Here is a 20351-nt window from a genome sequence, read left to right as displayed (position 1 = left end):
CTCCAATAACGATTATTAACCTGCCGTCCCTTTTTTCAGACAAGATTAAGGCTGCCCACTGTCAGTAGTTGACAAATTATTGGAAGACAGTCACTGCCCTAGCCTTAGTAAGGTTTACTGAACACGGGTTTTAAACCAAGTTTTGTCGCCACTTACTAAGCCTGGCACTCTTGCTACTTAGCCTCTAACTAACCAACGCAACCTCTTCCCACCTCGTAGGCTACTGCCTGTTCTGTGCAAACAAAAAAACTCCGAGCTTTCACTCGGAGTTTTTAGTATCTAGCTTCTGTTGCTTCAGCGAATTACAGTTCGATTGAAACCGTTTCACCATCAACATTTAGCATTAGCGTGTTGCCTTCAAGCTTGTGAGACACTTCAACTTGCTCGCCTTCGTTCTTATTAGGAACAAGAAGCGTAAGGATGTTGTGCTCTTTTGATGGCTTGAATTCCACTTCAACGTGACGGTGGATTTCAAGATCTTTGAACTCGTATGGGTCAACTTCGCCAAAACCTTCAACGTTCTTAACTGACGTGATGTTATCAGCAGACTCGTTGATGAAGTTTACGTCTAGGTGCGCAACTTCGCCACGGATAGTGAAAGACTTGTCTGCCACGTCGTTTGCGAAAGTTGTGTGCATTAGCCAAGTCATGTCTTTCTCTTCAGAAAGCGTTGCCTTGTCTTGCATTACGAATACTTTACCTTGAACAAACCAGACCTTACGCTTGTAAGATTCAATTTCAGGAACGAAGTACTTGTAAGATGCCGTTGCATCACCCTCAACCATCTTCACATCAGATTCAGTGTCGAAATCAGAGATGTTGCCGCCCGCTTCGATACAGAAGCGATCTTGATGGTTTTCGTAGCCTGTATTCTTGTTCTCGCCATACTGACCTTTACCGCCAAATAGTGGAAGGTTCTTAGAGAACGTTTGACGACGCCATTTCGTGTGCATATCAACACCGAAACCACCGTAGTAGCCAGTGATTGACGCTAGCGTTTCACCGAATGCATGCAACGTGAATGCGTTTTGGTCACCGTGAGAGTGGCTGATTGAGCCAAACGGAGAACATTTGAATACCATGTGAATATGGTTATCACGCTCAGTCATCTTGTTGTGGAATGCAGCCCAACCCGTGATTGGGAATACTTTCAACAGTGGGTCATTCGATGGTGCTTTCTCTTCAGGTGCATCCCAAAGGAAGTTAAAGCGAAGATCATCGTAACCGAAGTCCCACCAACCGAAGTTGTAGAATTTGGTGTGTGCTTCAGTATCACGGCCTTTCAGTTGGTTGTAGTACCAAACATACTCAGGCTTCTGGTTAACACCTGCGTAATGCTTGATGTTGTAAGCCAGTTTTAGACCTGGGAAATCACCGATTGAAGACTGGTCACAGAAGCTCGCGCGCTTAGAGTGAACAGGCATGCAGTAAAGCGGGAAATCACCTGTGTTTTCGTAGAATGTTTTGTTGAACATGTCTACGCCACAGTATGCTTTCAATAGGTCGAATGCTTCGCCTAGGAATGCCGTTTGCGTGTTCCAGTAGTCAGGACCTTCAGCCCAACCGCCGTCTACACCGCCCCATGGTGGGTAGTGTACTGCGTAGTATTCTAGTGCGTATGCAATGTACTCGCCTGCTTTCGGGTGATCGTGGTAAAGCGCGATACACGTTGGGATGATAGCAGAAGAGATAGAACGAACACCGTGGCTGTTCAGTGGGTTGTTCAATAGATCAACCGTCACTTTCAGGTGGTGCATGATTTCGTCTAGACGCTCAATCAAAGCATCTTGAACTTGCTGACGTTCTTCATCTGTGAAGTAGCCGTGTAGCCAGTCGTAACCCCAAGCCATAGCCGCGATAACACGGAAAGCCGCTTCATCGTTATAGCCACGAGAAGTCACGCCTTCTGGATCGTACGTAGACAGTTTTAGAGTCCAAGCTTTTGCTTTAGCAATTAGCGCTTCGTCTTCTTTCACAACACCAGCAATTGCTAGGTTACGTGTCGCGTTTAGTGCCATTTGGCAATCAACGTACATTTGACGCCAGTAAGGACGCCATAGAGAAGCTTTGCCTACCGTGTCAGCTGGGTACGCTTGAGGCTCTTCGAAAGGAGCAGTCTCAAGGAACTTAACTGTCGAGTTATTGTAGAAATCATCAAACATGCAGTGAGCTTCATCAGCTTTCACTTTCGCTTTGAATTCTTCTAACTGATCTGCTTGAACAAGAAGACGTGGACGTGCTTCGCTCAAGTTGTCTAGGAATGATAGGTCGAAGTCACGTTTCTGTACTTCGATAGGGAGTAGGTCTACAAGATTACCTGCTGAAGTATCATTCTCCAGCTTCATCTTCCTGATTGCATCAAGAGATTTTTGGTCGCTCATTCTAACTCACTTATTTTTCAAGTTGATTGAAAGGAATTAGCAATAATATACGTCTTATTGTAGGACAATTAAATCTATTTCGGTTCGATTGAACCATTTTGTACAGTTTTCGTGATTTAGGTCAGATATCTTCCACCTGACCGTTTTTCCGTTTCGCAGAGCAAAAAAAATGCGACGCCCTTTCGAGTCGTCGCATTCTATTATAATCGTTTTCTATGTATTAGCTTTCAGTTACTGCTTTCGCTTGCTTGCCGCCGTCATCGACCGCTTTAACCAATAGCACACCAACACCACCAACAATCACACCACAAAGTATGAAGACTAGACGTCCCCACATTGGGTTAGTGAGTAGAGCCATTAGCATGATACCGACACCCGCTACCGCAATCAGTTTACCAAGCATTTCACGCTGTTTGTTATCCAGTACTTTCTGTTCTGCTGACTCCGCAACTAATGGAGTAGACAGGTTACCGAAGAACTTATCAACGTCTGCTTGACGCTTCTCAGTTAATGGCTTGTAGAACAGAGTTGATAGGATGAAGAAACCACCTGTCAGCGTAATGTGAGCAATCAGACCGATAGCAACCTTAACATCAGACCATTCACGGCTTGTTAGCTCTTCTAGACCGAAGATTGAAGACACCATTTCAGCGTTAACAACGAAACCCACGTAGTAAGAAACAAAACCACCAACCACTAGCGTACCCCAACCAGCCCAGTCCGGAGTCTTCTTAATAAAGAAGCCAAGGAATGCAGGAATTGTCATTGGGAAGCCGATCAGTGCGCCTACATACATCATGGTATCGAACAGGCTCAAACCTTTAAGCGAGTTGATGAACTGTGCAATAAGGATGATAGCAATACCAAACACGGCAGAAGTAATCTTAGAAACCGTTACTAGTTCTTTTTCGCTAGCCGTACCTTTACGAACGATTGGTTCATAGAAGTTCTTAACAAAGATACCCGAGTTACGGTTTAGACCAGAATCCATTGAAGACATTGTCGCTGCAAACATCGCCGCAACTAGAAGGCCAACCATACCTGCTGGCATGTACTCTTGTACGAAGTATAGGTAGGCAAAGTCACCCGCTTTCTTACCTGCTTCTGGGTAAGCTGCTGCTAGGTCGACACCTTGACCTGCAATGTACCAAGAAGGCATGAACCAGATAAATACACCACAAAGCATTAGCACACACGCTAGTAGCGCTGCTTTCTTCGCGTTCTTTGAGTCTTTAGCCGCTAGGTAACGGTAAGAGTTAAGCATGTTGTTAGTAATAGAGAACTGCTTCACGAAGATGAAGAATGCCCAAATGCTGAAGATGCTTAAGTAGTTAATGTTGTTACCAGAAAGGAAAGAACCGCCTTCCGCTACAGGGAAGTTATTCACGATTTCACCAACACCGCCACCTTGAACAACAGCAACAACAGCACATGTCACGGTTACTGCCATGATGATAACCATCTGCATAAAGTCAGATGCAATTACCGCCCATGAACCACCCGTTACAGACATTGCCAATACAACCAAACCGGTAATCCAGATAGTTGCTGTCATGTCGAAACCGAAGATACCAGAAGCGATGATTGCTAGTGCGTTTAACCATACACCGGCAGAAACAACACTGTTTGGCATTGAAGACCAAGTGAACACTTGTTCGTTAGTCGCACCGAAACGCATACGAATTGCTTCGATTACCGTTACTACACGTAGTTGACGGAACTTTGGAGCAAAATATGCGAAGTTCATGAAGTAACCAAATGCGTTGGCTACGAAGATGACCGCTACTGCAAAACCATCGTTATACGCTTTACCTGCCGCACCGGTGAATGTCCATGCACTAAACTGGGTCATAAAGGCGGTTGCACCAACCATCCACCACAACATGTTACCGCCCCCGCGGAAGTAGTCACTGGTGGTACTTGTAAATGTTCTAAACATCCAACCTATCGCAATCAAGAATAGGAAATAAATGCCGACAATAATCGTGTTGAGTTCCATCGTGTATCCTTTGTCCGTTGTATTTTGTTACGAGGACTATAGGAAATCTCAAACTTTATTTGTAGTACAATAATCCAAATAAGTGATGGCGATCTTATTTTGATTGATTAAGTTAATTATATATATGACATAGGATGGAATATGGCCAATCCATTAAGGAAATTACTGGTGTTTGAGATGAAAACTCAAAAAACCAAGACCAAAGAACATCACACCCATTAAAATCAAAGACTTATAAAAAAAACGAGACTTTGCACACTTATTAACAAATACAACCAAACACATATAAATATAAAATTCTCAAAAATAATAAAAGCCAAATCTGAGCTAAATCCCCCTCATTTATCACACAATAAACCAGTGTTTTTATCTATTGAGAGTGGACAATTTCATTAGAATTCAACTTAAATTAATCCATATTGAAGCGGCATATCCTGTTCAAACGATGGCGGATTAAAAATATACAAAAATGAAAAATCATGGATGACGCATAATTATTTGGGGGGAGCTCGAGTGTCTAAAACGAATATCGAGCGTAATATTATTTTTATTTTGATGGTAAAGAGAACGACCGCTAGGCGTATACAAGAAGGAACTGACTTAAGAAGGAGTTAAGCGGGGGTGAACCAAAACAGTGCCACACATGGTGCAACACATGGTGCAACACGCTTTCTAAAAACAAAAAAGGCATGCACTTGGCATACCTTTTTGACTGGTTCAAATGAAGTTGAAAACCGTGTTTAGCTTGCAGTGGCTAAACGGTGGTTAGCATCTTGCAAGTGAGCCGCTGACATTGTACGAGCTTTTTCACTGTCGCCAGCCATAATCGCTTCATAGATTCTACGGTGTTCATTGATACATGTGCTGCCCTCTTCAGAAGAGTGCACGATGAAGTTAACGAACATGGTCGTCAGAATATTGCCGAATGGCAGGTAGAAATCGTTACCTGTTGCATTGAAGATCAAGCTGTGGAAACGAATGTCGATGTTTGTCCAACTTTCTTGGTCAAACACTTCAGCTTCATCTACTTCGACCATCTTTTGGAAGATCTCTGAAAGCTCGATACGTTGCTCAGCGGTCGCAAATTTAGCCGCCAGTGCACACGCTTCAGGTTCAATCGCACGGCGAAGACCTAAGAACTGTGAACAGAATTGGTCTACGTCGGTTAGGCCGTCCATCCATTCAATCAGTTGAGGATCAAGGAAGTTCCAATATGCACGGTCGACTACACGAGTGCCGATTTTCGGGCGGGACTCTAATAGACCTTTAGAGGTCAATAGTTTAACTGCTTCACGAAGTGCCGTTCGGCTGATACCAAACTGTTCACACAACGCCATTTCACCAGGAATAATAGAACCTTGTGGCAGTTCACCAGACAAGATTCCACGAGCGATTTCACGCGCTACTTGCACGTGCAGGCTGCGCTTCGAGCCCGAGATTGAATTAAAAGTGCTAACCATAAGTTCACTTATTTTATATGTTATGTTTATGTATTATTTAAGGATCACTATAACAGGATTTCAACCTAGCGCCAATTGAGTAAATTAGCAACGAGTCGCGTTCTATTAATTTACTCAATGAATCAAACACTTATAAAGCATCTAACTCCACACAGCTAGAAACATTATGTTACACCATTCATAAATCCGTCATCAAAACGCATCGGTTCTGTCATCCTCGATTTCTATACTCCCTTCCCAAAAAATCACTCAATTGGACTGAAATAATGAAACCGACAAAAACAAATCTCACGCTTAAGAGCGCTATTACTGCTGCGCTGATTTTTGCTGGTTCTGCATTAGCAATGGATACACGATACGAAGACCGCTCTGGTAACTTGGTCGCCGATGTACCTCAAGATGAATCACAATGGGTGGATCCAAACACGCTAATTTTTGCTTACACGCCAGTTGAAGATCCAGCAGTATACGCTGATGTGTGGAGCGAGTTTTTGAGCCACCTTGAAAAAACAACGGAAAAAACGGTTCGTTTCTTCCCTGTTCAAAATAACGCAGCTCAAATTGAAGCAATGCGTTCAGGTCGTCTGCATATCGCAGGTTTCAACACAGGTTCAACGCCACTAGCAGTTAACTGTGCTGGCTTTGCTCCATTCACCATGATGGCGGCTGAAGATGGCTCTTTCGGTTACGAAATGGAAATCATCACGCACCCAGGTTCAGGCATCGAAAAGGTTGAAGACCTAAAAGGCAAAAACCTAGCATTCACATCGCAAACGTCAAACTCTGGTTTCAAAGCCCCTTCTGCGATTCTGGATGCTGAATACCAGCTTCAACCTGAACGTGATTTCAAACCGGCTTTCTCTGGCGCGCACGACAACTCTATTTTGGGTGTGGCACACAAAGATTATGACGCAGCAGCCGTCGCTAACTCAGTATTGAACCGTATGCTTTCACGTGAAGTCGTGAAAGAAGGTCAAATCAAGAGCATCTACAAGTCACAAACCTTCCCAACAACAGCTTACGGCACAGCGCACAACCTAACACCAGAGCTTCAAGAGAAGATTCAAAAAGCGTTCTTCACTTTCGACTGGGAAGGCACAAAGCTTCAAGAAGAATTTGAGCGTAACGGTGAAGCGAAGTTCGTTCCGATCACTTACCAAGAGCACTGGGAAGTGATCCGCACTATCGATACAGCCAATTAAGTCTCTTACACGTGTAGCTAAGTTCAACCGAACTAAAAAGCCAATCACACACCGATAAAACTAACTGCAGGTGTAATCGCCTGCAGTTATTCACCACTCTTTCCGGTTTACTTTCCATGCCTGTCTCAGGCGAACTCTTAGTACACCGCTCTTATAGAAATTCTATGTCTACTCTTACCCTTAAAGGGCTTACCAAGCACTACTCCAGTTCTGATAAAGCCCTTACCAACGTTAGCTTGTCGGTCAATGCCGGTGAAGTGGTTGGTTTAATTGGTCCATCTGGTGCGGGTAAATCAACGCTTATCCGTTGTATTAATCGGCTCACCGAGCCCACCAGCGGCGAAGTGATCTTTTCCAATACCAATCTAGAAACGCTGTCTAAGCGACAACTGAGACAATCACGCCGTGAAATCGGGATGATTTTCCAAGAGTACGCGCTGATTGAGCGTTTAACGGTGATGGAAAACGTACTTTCAGGGCGTTTGGGTTACGTGAACTTCTGGCAGAGCTTTACTCGTCGTTTCCCTGAATCGGATATCCAAGCCGCTTATGCGCTAATCGACCGTGTTGGGTTGTTAGAACACGCCAATAAAAGGGCCGATGCTCTATCGGGTGGTCAGCGTCAACGTGTTGGTATTGCACGTGCACTTGCTCAGAAACCGAAATTACTGTTGATTGATGAACCAACGGCCGCACTTGATCCACGTACAGCGCGCCAAATCATGCGACTGATCAGTGAGATTTGTTCAGAGCAACAGCTCCCTGCCATCATCAATATTCACGATGTTCAATTAGCAAAGCAGTTTGTTGACCGTGTGGTCGGATTAAATGCAGGTTGTGTCGTATTTGATGACAAACCAAACCTGCTCACTGAAGATGTTTTAACGCAAATCTACGGTGAAGAAGACTGGAGTCAACAAGCAGAAGAAGAAGCCGATGACCTCATCATCACGAGCCCTCGCCTGTCTGAGGCAACAATATGACTCAACCATATCCAAATCAAGCTCATCAGCATTTAAAGTCAGCACAACAACATTTAAAGTCAGGAAAACTGAATTCCAAACAATACCCGACACAGTGGACAAAGCCTCCACTGATTTCTAGCCCATGGCTACGCTGGAGCTTAATCATCATTGTCGCGGTTTACTTGTACTTTGCGACTCAATCGGTACACGTCAACTGGACTCGAATTTACGAAGGCAGCGAACGCGGCTGGCAGTTCATTTTGGCTTTCATGAACCCAGATTTTGGTGGCCGATGGAACAACATCTCACAAGGTTTGATTGAAAGTTTAACCATGACCCTGACATCGACCGTGGCGGGTGTCCTTCTTTCAATCCCATTCGGATTAGGCGCAGCGAAAAACCTTGCCCCTACGCCTGTTTACTTATTCTGTCGTGCGTTTATTTCGGTTGCGCGTAGCTTACAAGAAATCATCGTAGCGATTCTGTGTGTTGCTCTATTTGGCTTTGGTACGTTTGCGGGTTTTGTCACGCTGACCTTCGCAACCATCGGCTTTCTCGCGAAATTGTTTGCCGATGAAATTGAAGCCATCGACCCAGCACCACTCACCGCAATGCGCGCAACTGGCGCAAGTTGGTTACAACAAGTGAACTATGCGATTCAAGCGCAGGTAATGCCACGCTTTATCGGGCTTTCGATGTACCGACTCGACATCAACTTCCGAGAGTCAGCGGTAATTGGCATTGTTGGCGCAGGGGGTATCGGTGCTACATTGAACACCGCAATGGACCGTTACGAATACAGCGCAGCGGCCGCTATTCTATTGATTATTATTGTGATTGTGATGTTGTGTGAATACCTATCGACCATTATCCGCAAGCATGTGCAGTAAGGAACGACCAATGAGCACGCTAAATGACACCTCTACAAGCGCCATGAATCGTACCCAATGGCAGCGTTACGACAGTAAACAGAGCCTTATGCTTTGGCTTGGCTGGCTTTGCTTTGTTGCGCTAACGGTTTTTGCATGGCAAGTCATGAACAAGGACACGATTTGGTACTTTGTGACTGACTCACCGAATCAACTTGCTGATATTTCGTCACGTATGTGGCCACCAAGATGGAGCTACTTAGAGTCACTTTGGAGCCCTTTGTGGGACACCATTAACATCGCAACAATTGGCACACTGTTGGGGATAGTACTAGCGTTTCCAGTCGCGTTCTTAGCTGCACGTAATACAACGCCAAGCATGACGTTTATCAGACCTATCGCGCTGTTCATCATCGCGGCAAGTCGTTCAATTAACTCGTTAATTTGGGCATTGTTATTGGTAGCAATCATCGGCCCAGGCTTGTTGGCCGGTATCATTGCGATAGCGCTACGTTCAATTGGTTTTATGGCGAAGTTAATGTATGAAGCGATTGAAGAAGTGAATGCAACACAGATGTCTGCAATCCAATCGACTGGAGCTTCTCCGCTGCAGGTATTGAACTACGGTATTCTTCCGCAAGTGATGCCAAGTTTCATCGGCACGAGCTTGTTCCGCTGGGATATCAATATTCGTGAGTCTACCGTCTTAGGTTTGGTGGGCGCTGGCGGTATCGGCTTAAAACTGCAAGAGTCGATGGCAATGCTGGCATGGCCTCAAGTGACTGTCATTTTCTGTGCGATTCTAGTGACGGTCATCTTCTCTGAATGGGTGGCAGCCAAAGCAAGAAAAGCCCTTATCTAAATACTAAAAACAACGTCAAATAGACGGTTAGCTAAGATCAAAGCCTACTCACTGAGTAGGCTTTTCGTTTGTTGAAACGTTCTATTCTGTTTCCTACACGCATAAAAAAACCGAGCAACTCGCAATGAGTTACTCGGTTTGACTTATTCCCGATGTATTCAGTCGTTGTTGGTATCAACGAACGATTTGCAATCACGACTGAACTCAATGTGATGCTTCGTTCCCGCAAAGCACCACATCAATACATGCCATCGTTAAACGGCATGTATGTTAATCATTTACAGTTGAGCAAATGATCCTTCCCACGAGTATGTCTCACCCGCGAACTCAACAGTGTGAGTTGCTTGCTGCGTGTCTTCAGCTTGGTTTGAGATACCGTAGTGGTAAGTGTTGCCAGAAGTAGTCTGAATGCGAACAACAGTCCCGACACTGTTATGGCCCACAACAGATACTGATTTAACTAGACCACGAGCGCCTACAGAGGCTTCGATAGACTCGTTAAAGTAACCATGCGTTTCTAGTACAGAAGCAAACACGTGGTTTTGACCAGACTGACGTAAGATGAACGCAGGCTCACTCTTAAGGTTGAAGTCTGGATCGTTAGCACCAGTGCGAGCAAAAATCACTCCGCTGCCCGCATTCGCGCTGGTTACTAGGCTGTAGTAGCTGCTGTCATGTAGCCAGCTTACTAGAGAACCTTCTTCGTTCACTTTGCCTGAAGCAACGTTCCATAAATGTTGGTAACCGTTGTCTTCACCTAATGGCTTAAGCGTTGTTTCCATGTTGTAATCAAAGTCAGTACGGATGATCTGGCCAGAGTGGTGAACTGGTAGGTCATACTGGTGCTCAGCGTCAGCTTCGATGCGGTACACATCAATCACTAGCGGTTTTTCGAACTCAGGAAGTTCAGCAAGAATCACGCTGCGTTGCATGTCTACGCCAGTGTAGTACTCAGAAATAGTGCCGCTCATGCCTTGTAGAGACTGGTCGTCTGCTACGAAGAAATGCTTCTGACCAAACTTAGACTCAGCCAATGCTGTGTTGAAGTTGTTCTGTGTTTTCTGATCAACCGTTACTGTGTTGTGAGCAACCGTCTGCTTACAGTAAGACTTGTTCTCTGGGATGTAGCGACCGCCAAACTTAGGCTCAACGTTTACCCAGCGACCAAAACCGTAATCGTGCAGTACTTCGTGGCCACGGTTGAATACGCTTAGGTGTAAGCCATCGTAGTGACCATGGTCTAGCGCAGAGTGGTACTGGTGGTCAGAACCGTGCTGACCAAACCAGATCAACGCCATGGTATCTGCGGTCTTAGGGTCGTCGTCTTTCTCGTCACGGTGACGAAGAATGCTAACGCCGCCTTTCTCGCCTTCAGGGCCGTCCGTTACAAACAGGCTACCCCAGTTAAATGCTTTGATGTCGGTTGCTGCATCAACCGCGTCAGACAGTGTTTTACCCGAAGCATGAACCCAAACGTTTTGTTGGTGATCAGCCATGCCAAGCAGAGTTTCAGTCTGCTCGTAACGGTGGTAACACACAGACGTTGCCATGATAACGCCTTCATCGTTGATAGAGATTGTCTTCGATGAATCGTTCAGAGCTGGCAATGTACCGTCTGGGAATGCTGTTTTGAATACAGAGTACGACGTTGTCTTGATCACTGAGTCGTTGAATTCATAGATACCAACTTCAGGCTGACGACGTTCAATTGCTTCTGCGAACAGGTAGATTGGACGTAGCGAGAAACGGTGGTAGTAAGGACCTTCCATGTAGTAGCCGTCTGGCGAAAACAGTTGGTCAAGTTGTGCTAAGAAACCGCCGCTTACTTTGTCTAGTTTCAGGCCGTAAAGCGCTTTGTCTACAGACTCTTGATCGTTGATTGCGTAACCACAGATACCTACCGCTGCCACAGCCCATAAGCCGTGGTTGTGTACGATATCGAAGTCGTGTGCGTAAGTCACAACGAACATTTCGATCATTTGCTTAAGAAGATCGTCTTCGATCAGACGCTTTTGCTCTTCAGAAATGGTGTGGTAAATACAGCTGTACGCACAAGAAGCGTAAAGCATCCACATGTTCTCGTTCAACGTTTGGTGGAACAGCTTACCCGGAGGGTTAGAGTCACGGCTTACGTTGCTTTCAAGTGTTGGGTACACCGTCGCGTACGCTGTTAGCATATCAACGATGTAATCACGGTACTTTGTTTCCTCAGTGATAAGGAACAAACGGCCCGCTAGATCCATATGGATGTAGTTTTGCTTGTGACGGTTGTGCTCGTAACCGCCGCCTTCACCGTGACCAGGTACTTCAATGCCAACTTCCGCCATGTAAGCGTCAGTTTGTTTAATGTCGCGAGTCAGTGCGTTACCTAAAAGGCTATCCTTGCCAAGTTCTTTACGAAGCTCTGCTGCTTCATCAAAGTTAAGTAAAAGTGGTTGATAGCTCATTATTATTTCCCTTGCTCTGCTAATTCTGGGTTTAAAGTTTTTTCTACTGAGTAGAAGCCTGTCCAGCTGTATACTTTGCCGTTCAGCTCTACTTTGTGTTCAGTGCTGTCAGTCGCGCCAAGTTGGTTGCTGATCATCACTGTCACGTTTGATTTCTCTGTGGTGATCTCAACTACCGAACCAATATTGGTGTGAGCCACTACCTTGATGTCTTTCACAACACCACGTGCATTAACTGATTGCTCGAACTCTTCGTTGAAGTAACCGTGCGTTTCAACAACAGAAGCAAACAATGTTGTTTCGCCTTTGCTGCGTAGAATGAACGCAGGTTCTGAACGTAGGTTGAAGCTTGGGTCGTTAGCGCCAGTGCGAGTAAAGATAACTTCAGCATTGTCGTTAGACGTTGCACCTAGCCACGTGTAGTAGGTGTTGTTCTGTAGCCAGCTTACCAGTGCTGTGCCCTTCACTTCACCGCTTGCCACGTTCCATAGGTGTTGGTAACCGAAGTCTTCACCTAGCGTGTTCAGCTCTTTGTTCGCTTGGTATTCAAAGTTAGTACGAACAATCTGACCGGCATATTGGTGCGAGTAATCGTATTGGTGTTCGCCTTCGCCACCTTTCTCAGAATCTAAGCGGTAAAGATCCAATAGTAGCGGAGATTCCAACTCTTCAAGATTTAGCATGAACACGCTGCGTTGCATGTCAAAACCTTGGTAGTGATCGTTAGCAAACGCACTCATGCCGTTGATTTGCTCGTCTTCTACTTTGAAGAAGTGTGGTAAGCCGTGTACTGCGTCTGCACGTTCAACATCAAAGTTGTTCTGGCATTTTTCATCAATCGTTACTGCGTTGTGAGCAATCGTTTGACGAGCGTAAGATTTGTTTTCGTCTAGGTAGCGGCCGCCAAATTTTGGCTCCACGTTAACCCAACGACAGAAACCGTATTCACGTAGCACTTCTTGACCGCGGTTGAAGAAAGAAATACCCAGCGTATCGAAGTTGCCGTGACCCATGCCGTGTTGACCGTAGTTCATCACTAACTGAGAAACGTCGCCTTTCTTATCCTGCATACGGATAAAGCCTTGCGCGCCGTTGTGACCTTGAGGGCCTTCGTTCAATTCAACACTTGGCCAGAAAGGCATGCCGATTTCTTGCTCAGCAGACGCCGCTTCATAAGCTTTAGATAGCTCAAGACCACATGGGTGCATCCAAACTGCGTCTTGAATCTTCGCCATACCAAGAATGTTTTGGTCAACGCCGTTTTCAGATGAGTAATGTTTGCTGTAAACGCTCACTGCAACCTGAACACCCATGTCTGTAATACCCATTGTGCGAGATGCATCGTTCAGAGCTGGGAATTCGCCGTTCGGGTAAGCCGTCGCAAGCATCGCTTGTACTGTGTTACCAATCACGCCGCCTTTGTAGTTGTAGATATCCACTTCAGGCATATGACGGTGAATCACTTCAGCGAACACACACGTTGGACGAATCGCATAACGGTGGTAGTAAGGACCTTCCATGTAGTAGCCAGACGGTGCAAACAGCTGAGAAACTTGCGCTAGGAAGCCGCCAGTGTCGTTACGGTCAATGCCGTACACCGACATTTCAAGGTACTCACGCTTGCCAAGAGCAAGACCACAAATACCGACAGCCGCTACTGCCCAAATACCGTGATTGTGAATTCGGTCGAAGTCGTGTGCGTATTTAACCGTGAACATTTCTAACATTGGTTCAAAAATGCGAGACTCAATATTGTCGCGTTGTTCTTGTGTCAGGGTTGAAGCAACACAAGAGTAAGCTAAGCTTGAGAACATTAACCAGCAGTGTTCGTTCAGGATTTGGTGGAACAAACGACCTGTAGGGTTAGTGTTTTTCTGTACGTGGTAATCAAACGTTAGGTATTTGTCTGCGTACTCTTCTAGTAATTCTGTAACAAAGTCAGCGTACTTTTGCTCTTTAGTGATCAAGAACATGCGACCAGCTAGATTCATGTACGTGTAATTTTGCTTATGGCGGTTATGTTCGTAACCACCAGCCTCACCATGACCTGGGACATCAATAGGTAAACGCATGAATGCTTCTAGATCTTTCGCGTTCGCTGCAATGGTTTTGCCCATTAAGCTAGAACGGCCCACTTCAAGATGAAGCTGCTCGATTTCTGCTTCAGTCAACAATACTGGTTTAGTCGTCATATTCTTTGTCACCCTCAATAAAGAGTTTATCTGCTTAAACTTTGATTAAATTTTCAAACTTCATATAAAGTAATACAATATGAGCTTTAATTATACCTATTCGTCGCTAAATGATGAGTAGAGTCACACAATTAGCCATAAGTCATTGATGTAGCTGACTAATGGTAAATATTGGCCATTTATTAAGTTGTTGATTTATTTACGCTATATAAAGTATCGCTTGATCGATATCACACAAATTTAGATATATTGTATTACAATTGAACTCATTCCCTTATGATGGATGCAAGTTAAGTAACACTTAAAAGATTTAAACAGATTAGGAGATACACAATGAACTCTTTCTTTATCCTAGATGAAAACCCATGGGAAGAACTTGGTGGCGGCATTAAGCGTAAAATCGTTGCTTACACTGACGATCTAATGGCAGTACACCTATGTTTTGATAAGGGCGCGATTGGCCACCCTCATACTCACGAAATCCATGACCAAATCGGTTACGTAGTTCGTGGTAGCTTCGAAGCTGAGATTGAAGGCGAAAAGAAAGTCCTTAAAGAAGGCGATGCTTACTTCGCTCGTAAACACATGATGCACGGTGCAGTTGCACTAGAGCAAGACAGCATCCTTCTTGATATCTTCAACCCTGCGCGTGAAGATTTCCTAAAATAATAAACAGCGCAACCTCAGTTGCTAAGGTAAGCATATGAAATCATTAAACATCGCGGTCATTGGCGAGTGCATGGTTGAGCTACAAAAGAAACAAGACGGGCTTAAGCAAAGTTTCGGTGGCGATACACTAAATACTGCACTTTACTTGTCTCGCTTAACAAAAGAGCAAGATATCAACACGAGCTACGTAACAGCACTAGGCACTGACCCATTCAGTACCGACATGTTAGAAAAGTGGCAAGCGGAAGGTATCGACACTAGCTTAATTGCTCAGCTTGATCACAAACAACCAGGGCTTTACTACATCGAGACCGATGAAACTGGTGAACGCAGTTTCCACTACTGGCGTAATGATGCTGCAGCAAAATTCATGTTTGACCAGGAAGACACACCTGCTCTACTTGATAAGTTATTCTCTTTTGATGCGGTTTACCTAAGTGGTATTACGCTTGCTATCTTGACAGAGAATGGACGCACGCAGCTATTCAACTTCTTAGACAAATTTAAAGCTCAAGGCGGCCAAGTATTCTTCGATAATAACTTCCGTCCAAAACTTTGGGAAAGCCAACAAGAAGCGATTTCTTGGTACTTGAAGATGCTTAAGTACACAGACACGGCTCTACTGACGTTCGATGACGAGCAAGAGTTGTACGGCGACGAAAGCATTGAACAGTGTATTGCACGTACGTCTGAATCTGGTGTGAAAGAGATCATCATTAAACGTGGTGCTAAAGACTGCCTAGTAGTTGAGAGCCAAAGCGCACAGTACGTTGCTCCAAATCCAGTAGACAACATTGTTGATACAACAGCGGCTGGCGATTCGTTCAGCGCGGGCTTCCTAGCTAAGCGCTTAAGCGGTGGCAATGCACGTGATGCAGCGTTAGCAGGTCACATTGTGGCAGGGACTGTGATTCAGCATCCAGGTGCTATCATTCCTCTAGAAGCGACGCCTGATCTGTCTCTATAATTACGCACTTTAACTATTAATCAAGGGTTTGCTTAGTTGAAAGCAAGCCCACATTTAACGTGAGAAAGAATTCATGACGACATTAAATGAACAACTAGCAAACCTAAAAGTAATTCCTGTAATCGCTATCAACCGTGCTGAAGACGCTATCCCTCTAGGTAAAGCACTTGTTGAAAACGGCATGCCATGTGCAGAAATCACGCTACGTACAGAATGTGCAATCGAAGCGATTCGCATCATGCGTAAAGAATTCCCAGACATGTTAATTGGTTCAGGTACTGTACTGACTAACGAGCAAGTTGACGCATCTATCGAAGCTGGCGTTGATTTCATCGTAAGCCCAGGTTTCAACCCGCGCACTGTTCAATACTGTATCGATAAAGGCGTTGCAATCGTACCGGGTGTTAACAACCCAAGCCTAGTGGAACAAGCAATGGAAATGGGCCTTCGCACGTTGAAGTTCTTCCCTGCTGAGCCTTCTGGCGGTACTGGCATGCTTAAAGCACTAACAGCGGTTTACCCTGTTAAATTTATGCCTACTGGTGGTGTAAGCTTGAAGAATGTAGATGAATACCTATCGATCCCTTCTGTACTTGCGTGTGGCGGTACTTGGATGGTTCCAACTAACCTTATCGACGAAGGTAAGTGGGAAGAACTAGGCAAGCTTGTTCGTGACGCAGTTGATCACGTTAACGCTTAATCTGTTTTAGATTGAGTGATGAAGCCTCACCTCGGTGGGGCTTTTTGTTATCTGTCATTTATTGCGCTGACTAACCGTAAACACGCTCAATCAACGTTCTGTTTCCCCTATACCCTATCGCCTTTCTCCCTATGGGCTCGTAAAGATCCGTGACTAAGACAGGCAAGAACGAGTAATGTAAGGCTTTCAATCTACGTCAGTATGCATCTAGCGAAGCGTTACTGGTGCCCCCTATCGCCTATCCAGTTTCTTATCCAGCCCCTTACCCAGCAATGGTCCTTTTCGATACGTCATCAAGCATCTCTCATGGCATGCACTGAAGACCACAATAGACAAAGTGAGCCGCAAAATGTGTCCCGTCGTCCAGTTTAACGCCCACTCAGTGACAAAAATTCCAAATACGCACCTCTATGATGAATAAATAGCATAGAAAGGCTTCATGGCCGCAGATAAACAGAAAATAGCGAAGTGAAAACAATGAGCTACACTTGAAATCTCAATACAAAATTTTCAGTATAGGGTTCCAAATTAACGTGAATGTCGTCGCACAACACACCAATTTGTAGCACATTTGTTACGGTTATAATTAAAATCTTATAGATACGGCAAAGTAAGCGCTTTTGTTTATATTGTAATACATATAAACATTTAACCCTCAATTTATTTTAGATCTCAAACAAAATACACTCACATTTAAATTCAATTAAAACAAATACTTATATAACCACGCGTTAGAGGCCGAAAAATCAATGCGACCTAGATCATACTAAAGACATATTGTAGTACAAATAAACCTTGGGACGCGTTAATCTAAGCCCAGTTAATTATGATATTTAAAAGGCTGAAAAGATGACTATTGATACTTTTGTTGTTCTCGCCTACTTCTTCTTTTTAATCGCGATTGGTTGGATGTTCCGTAAGTTCACCACCTCTACAAGTGATTACTTCAGAGGGGGCGGCAAAATGTTGTGGTGGATGGTTGGTGCAACTGCCTTCATGACACAATTTTCAGCATGGACGTTTACAGGTGCCGCAGGACGCGCATTCAATGACGGTTTCGTTATTGTAATCCTATTCTTAGCCAATGCTTTTGGCTACTTCATGAACTATATGTACTTCGCTCCAAAGTTCCGCCAACTTCGTGTGGTAACGGCGATCGAAGCTATTCGTCAGCGCTTTGGTAAAACGTCTGAACAGTTCTTCACATGGGCAGGTATGCCGGACAGCCTTATCTCTGCAGGTATCTGGCTAAACGGTCTAGCTATCTTTGTAGCAGCGGTATTCAACATCCCAATGGAAGCTACCATTGTGGTAACGGGTATGGTTCTAGTATTGATGGCAGTAACCGGCGGCTCTTGGGCGGTTGTTGCTTCTGACTTCATGCAAATGCTTGTAATCATGGCCGTGACAATCACTTGTGCGGTAGCAGCTTACTTCCACGGTGGCGGCTTAACTAACATTGTTGCTAACTTCGACGGCGACTTCATGTTAGGTAACAACCTAAACTACATGAGCATCTTCATCCTTTGGGTTGTATTCATCTTCGTGAAGCAGTTCGGTGTAATGAACAACAGCATCAACGCATACCGTTACCTATGTGCAAAAGACAGTGAAAACGCACGTAAAGCGGCAGGCCTAGCATGTATCCTTATGGTTGTTGGTCCACTAATTTGGTTCCTACCACCTTGGTACGTTAGTGCATTCATGCCTGAGTTCGCTGAGCAATACACATCAATGGGCGACAAAGCCGGTGATGCTGCTTACCTAGCATTCGTACAAAACGTAATGCCAGCAGGTATGGTTGGTCTTCTTATGTCAGCAATGTTCGCTGCAACGATGTCTTCTATGGATTCAGGTTTGAACCGTAACGCTGGTATCTTTGTAATGAACTTCTACAGCCCGATTCTTCGTAAAAATGCGACTCAGAAAGAGCTGGTTATTGTAAGTAAGATAACGACTATCATGATGGGTATTTTCATCATTGCGATTGGTCTATTCATTAACTCTCTGCGTCACTTAAGCTTGTTCGATATCGTAATGAACGTAGGTGCGTTGATTGGCTTCCCAATGCTTATCCCTGTCCTACTAGGTATGTGGATTCGTAAGACACCTGACTGGGCTGGTTGGTCTACTCTAGTGGTTGGTGGTTTCGTTTCTTACATCTTCGGTATCTCTCTGCAAGCAGAAGACATCGAGAACCTATTTGGTCTAGAAACAGCGCTTACAGGCCGTGAATGGAGCGACTTGAAAGTAGGTCTTAGCTTAGCTGCTCACGTAGTGTTCACAGGTGGTTACTTCATCATGACTTCTCGCTTCTACAAAGGCCTATCGCCAGAGCGTGAGAAAGAAGTTGACCAACTATTCACTAACTGGAACACGCCGCTTGTAGCGGAAGGTGAAGAGCAACAAAACCTAGATACTAAACAGCGTTCAATGCTTGGTAAGCTTATCAGCACAGCAGGTTTCGGTATCCTAGCAATGGCTCTGATTCCAAACGAACCAACAGGACGCTTGTTGTTCCTACTATGTGGTTCAATGGTACTAACCGTTGGTATCCTATTGGTTAACGCATCTAAAGCTCCGGCTAAGATGAACAACGAGTCAGTTGCTAAATAACTAAATAAGCAGCTAACAAGTTAAACCAAAATGAAGCCCATGTTATTCGATAACATGGGCTTTTTGTTTGTCTTCGGTTTATCAAAACGGAATATGAAACGCACCTCGATCAATGCTCACAAACCATAGAAATACCTATCTCCTGCCCTCGTTTCATCTTCTTTTCCAACCTTTCCAATGGTTTGATCTCTTTCTCTGATTGTTTCTGTTACTTTGAATGACAACACAAACACAACAGACAATTACAATGAAAAAAACATCACTATTACTTGCTTCCATTGCTCTGGCACTTTCTGGTGTCGCACACGCTGACCAGCTAGAAGACATTCAAAAATCAGGTACTCTGCGTGTGGGCACCACAGGTGACTACAAGCCTTTCTCTTACTTCGATGGTAAAAGCTACTCTGGCTACGATATCGATGTTGCACAGCACATCGCGGAACAATTAGGCGTTGAATTGAAGATTGTTCATACCACATGGAAAGATCTACTGGCCGATCTAGACGACGATAAGTACGACATCGCAATGGGCGGCATTACACGTAAAATGCAGCGTCAGTTAAACGCGGAACAAACTCAAGGCTACATGACCTTTGGTAAGTGTTTCTTGGTTGCAAAAGGCACCGCAGAACAGTACGACAGCATTGAGAAAGTGAACCTCTCTTCTGTTCGTGTGGGCGTGAACATTGGCGGCACTAACGAGATCTTTGCCGACGCGAACTTGCAGAACGCAAGCTTCACACGCTACGAGAACAACCTCGACGTACCAAAAGCAGTAGCAGAAGGCAAAGTTGATGTGATGGTAACAGAAACCCCTGAAGGTCTATTCTATCAAGTAACTGATGAACGTCTTGAAGCGGCACGCTGCGAAACTCCATTCACCAACAGTCAGTTCGGCTATCTGATTCCTAAAGGTGAACAACGTTTGTTGAACACGGTTAACTTCATTATGGATGAGATGAAATTGAAAGGTGTTGAAGAAGAGTTCCTGATCCACAACTCCCTTAAGTAACTCTTTTCAA

At 44.7% G+C, this 20351-nt stretch carries 14 protein-coding genes; 9 read left to right on the top strand and 5 right to left on the bottom strand.

What is annotated here, in order from left to right; translation table 11 throughout:
- Positions 1 to 302: 302 nt before the first annotated feature.
- From AB4154_RS15900 to AB4154_RS15890, 3 genes are all read right to left on the bottom strand, one after another.
- Complete coding sequence (locus tag AB4154_RS15900; RefSeq protein WP_017061476.1) at positions 303 to 2381, bottom strand: DUF4962 domain-containing protein; 2079 nt, start codon at positions 2379 to 2381, stop codon at positions 303 to 305.
- Between the two features lie 220 nt (positions 2382 to 2601).
- Entirely contained in the window at positions 2602 to 4380 is a 1779-nt protein-coding gene (locus AB4154_RS15895; RefSeq protein ID WP_017061477.1) for a sodium:solute symporter family transporter, read from the bottom strand.
- 740 nt (positions 4381 to 5120) lie between these two features.
- Positions 5121 to 5840 carry a FadR/GntR family transcriptional regulator gene (locus AB4154_RS15890; RefSeq protein ID WP_017066445.1) on the bottom strand — a complete coding sequence of 240 codons (720 nt, stop codon included), beginning with the start codon at positions 5838 to 5840 and terminating at the stop codon, positions 5121 to 5123.
- 266 nt (positions 5841 to 6106) lie between these two features.
- Between AB4154_RS15890 and phnD the strand changes: the two genes are divergently transcribed.
- From phnD to phnE (AB4154_RS15870), 4 genes are all read left to right on the top strand, one after another.
- Complete coding sequence (phnD, locus tag AB4154_RS15885) at positions 6107 to 7042, top strand: phosphate/phosphite/phosphonate ABC transporter substrate-binding protein (RefSeq protein WP_372123531.1); 936 nt, start codon at positions 6107 to 6109, stop codon at positions 7040 to 7042.
- A 164-nt stretch (positions 7043 to 7206) separates the two neighbouring features.
- Positions 7207 to 8025: a phosphonate ABC transporter ATP-binding protein gene (gene phnC / locus AB4154_RS15880; RefSeq protein ID WP_372123529.1), complete on the top strand. Its 819-nt coding sequence runs from the start codon at positions 7207 to 7209 to the stop codon at positions 8023 to 8025.
- Complete coding sequence (gene phnE, locus AB4154_RS15875; protein WP_372123527.1) at positions 8022 to 8897, top strand: phosphonate ABC transporter, permease protein PhnE; 876 nt, start codon at positions 8022 to 8024, stop codon at positions 8895 to 8897. Before phnC ends, phnE (AB4154_RS15875) begins: the two co-directional genes overlap by 4 nt.
- Positions 8898 to 8907: 10 nt before the next feature.
- On the top strand, positions 8908 to 9738 hold the full coding sequence (phnE, locus tag AB4154_RS15870) for a phosphonate ABC transporter, permease protein PhnE (protein WP_372123525.1): 831 nt from the start codon (positions 8908 to 8910) through the stop codon (positions 9736 to 9738).
- Between the two features lie 278 nt (positions 9739 to 10016).
- On the opposite strand, the gene AB4154_RS15865 is transcribed toward phnE (AB4154_RS15870), so the two are convergent.
- Entirely contained in the window at positions 10017 to 12185 is a 2169-nt protein-coding gene (locus tag AB4154_RS15865; RefSeq protein ID WP_372123523.1) for a heparinase II/III family protein, read from the bottom strand.
- A 2-nt stretch (positions 12186 to 12187) separates the two neighbouring features.
- On the bottom strand, positions 12188 to 14377 hold the full coding sequence (locus AB4154_RS15860) for a heparinase II/III family protein (RefSeq protein WP_372123521.1): 2190 nt from the start codon (positions 14375 to 14377) through the stop codon (positions 12188 to 12190).
- A gap of 333 nt (positions 14378 to 14710) precedes the next feature.
- Between AB4154_RS15860 and AB4154_RS15855 the strand changes: the two genes are divergently transcribed.
- The 5 genes from AB4154_RS15855 (at position 14711) to AB4154_RS15835 (ending at position 20341) form a co-directional block, all read left to right on the top strand.
- Entirely contained in the window at positions 14711 to 15046 is a 336-nt protein-coding gene (locus AB4154_RS15855) for a cupin domain-containing protein (RefSeq protein WP_009846518.1), read from the top strand.
- A 34-nt stretch (positions 15047 to 15080) separates the two neighbouring features.
- On the top strand, positions 15081 to 16013 hold the full coding sequence (locus AB4154_RS15850; RefSeq protein WP_017061485.1) for a sugar kinase: 933 nt from the start codon (positions 15081 to 15083) through the stop codon (positions 16011 to 16013).
- Between the two features lie 73 nt (positions 16014 to 16086).
- Positions 16087 to 16713, top strand: coding sequence for a bifunctional 4-hydroxy-2-oxoglutarate aldolase/2-dehydro-3-deoxy-phosphogluconate aldolase (locus tag AB4154_RS15845; RefSeq protein WP_017061486.1), 627 nt, complete (start codon positions 16087 to 16089; stop codon positions 16711 to 16713).
- An 849-nt stretch (positions 16714 to 17562) separates the two neighbouring features.
- Positions 17563 to 19329, top strand: coding sequence for a sodium:solute symporter family protein (locus AB4154_RS15840; RefSeq protein WP_017061487.1), 1767 nt, complete (start codon positions 17563 to 17565; stop codon positions 19327 to 19329).
- A gap of 247 nt (positions 19330 to 19576) precedes the next feature.
- The gene (locus AB4154_RS15835) at positions 19577 to 20341 is read left to right on the top strand and encodes a transporter substrate-binding domain-containing protein (RefSeq protein WP_372123518.1); all 765 of its coding nucleotides are present in this window, start codon (positions 19577 to 19579) and stop codon (positions 20339 to 20341) included.
- Positions 20342 to 20351 lie beyond the last annotated feature (10 nt).

This window comes from Vibrio sp. 10N.286.51.B11, assembly GCF_041469245.1.
Lineage (GTDB): Bacteria > Pseudomonadota > Gammaproteobacteria > Enterobacterales > Vibrionaceae > Vibrio > Vibrio crassostreae_C.
Note: the sequence above shows the minus strand (reverse complement) of the source record. Positions and strands in the feature narration are given on the sequence as shown.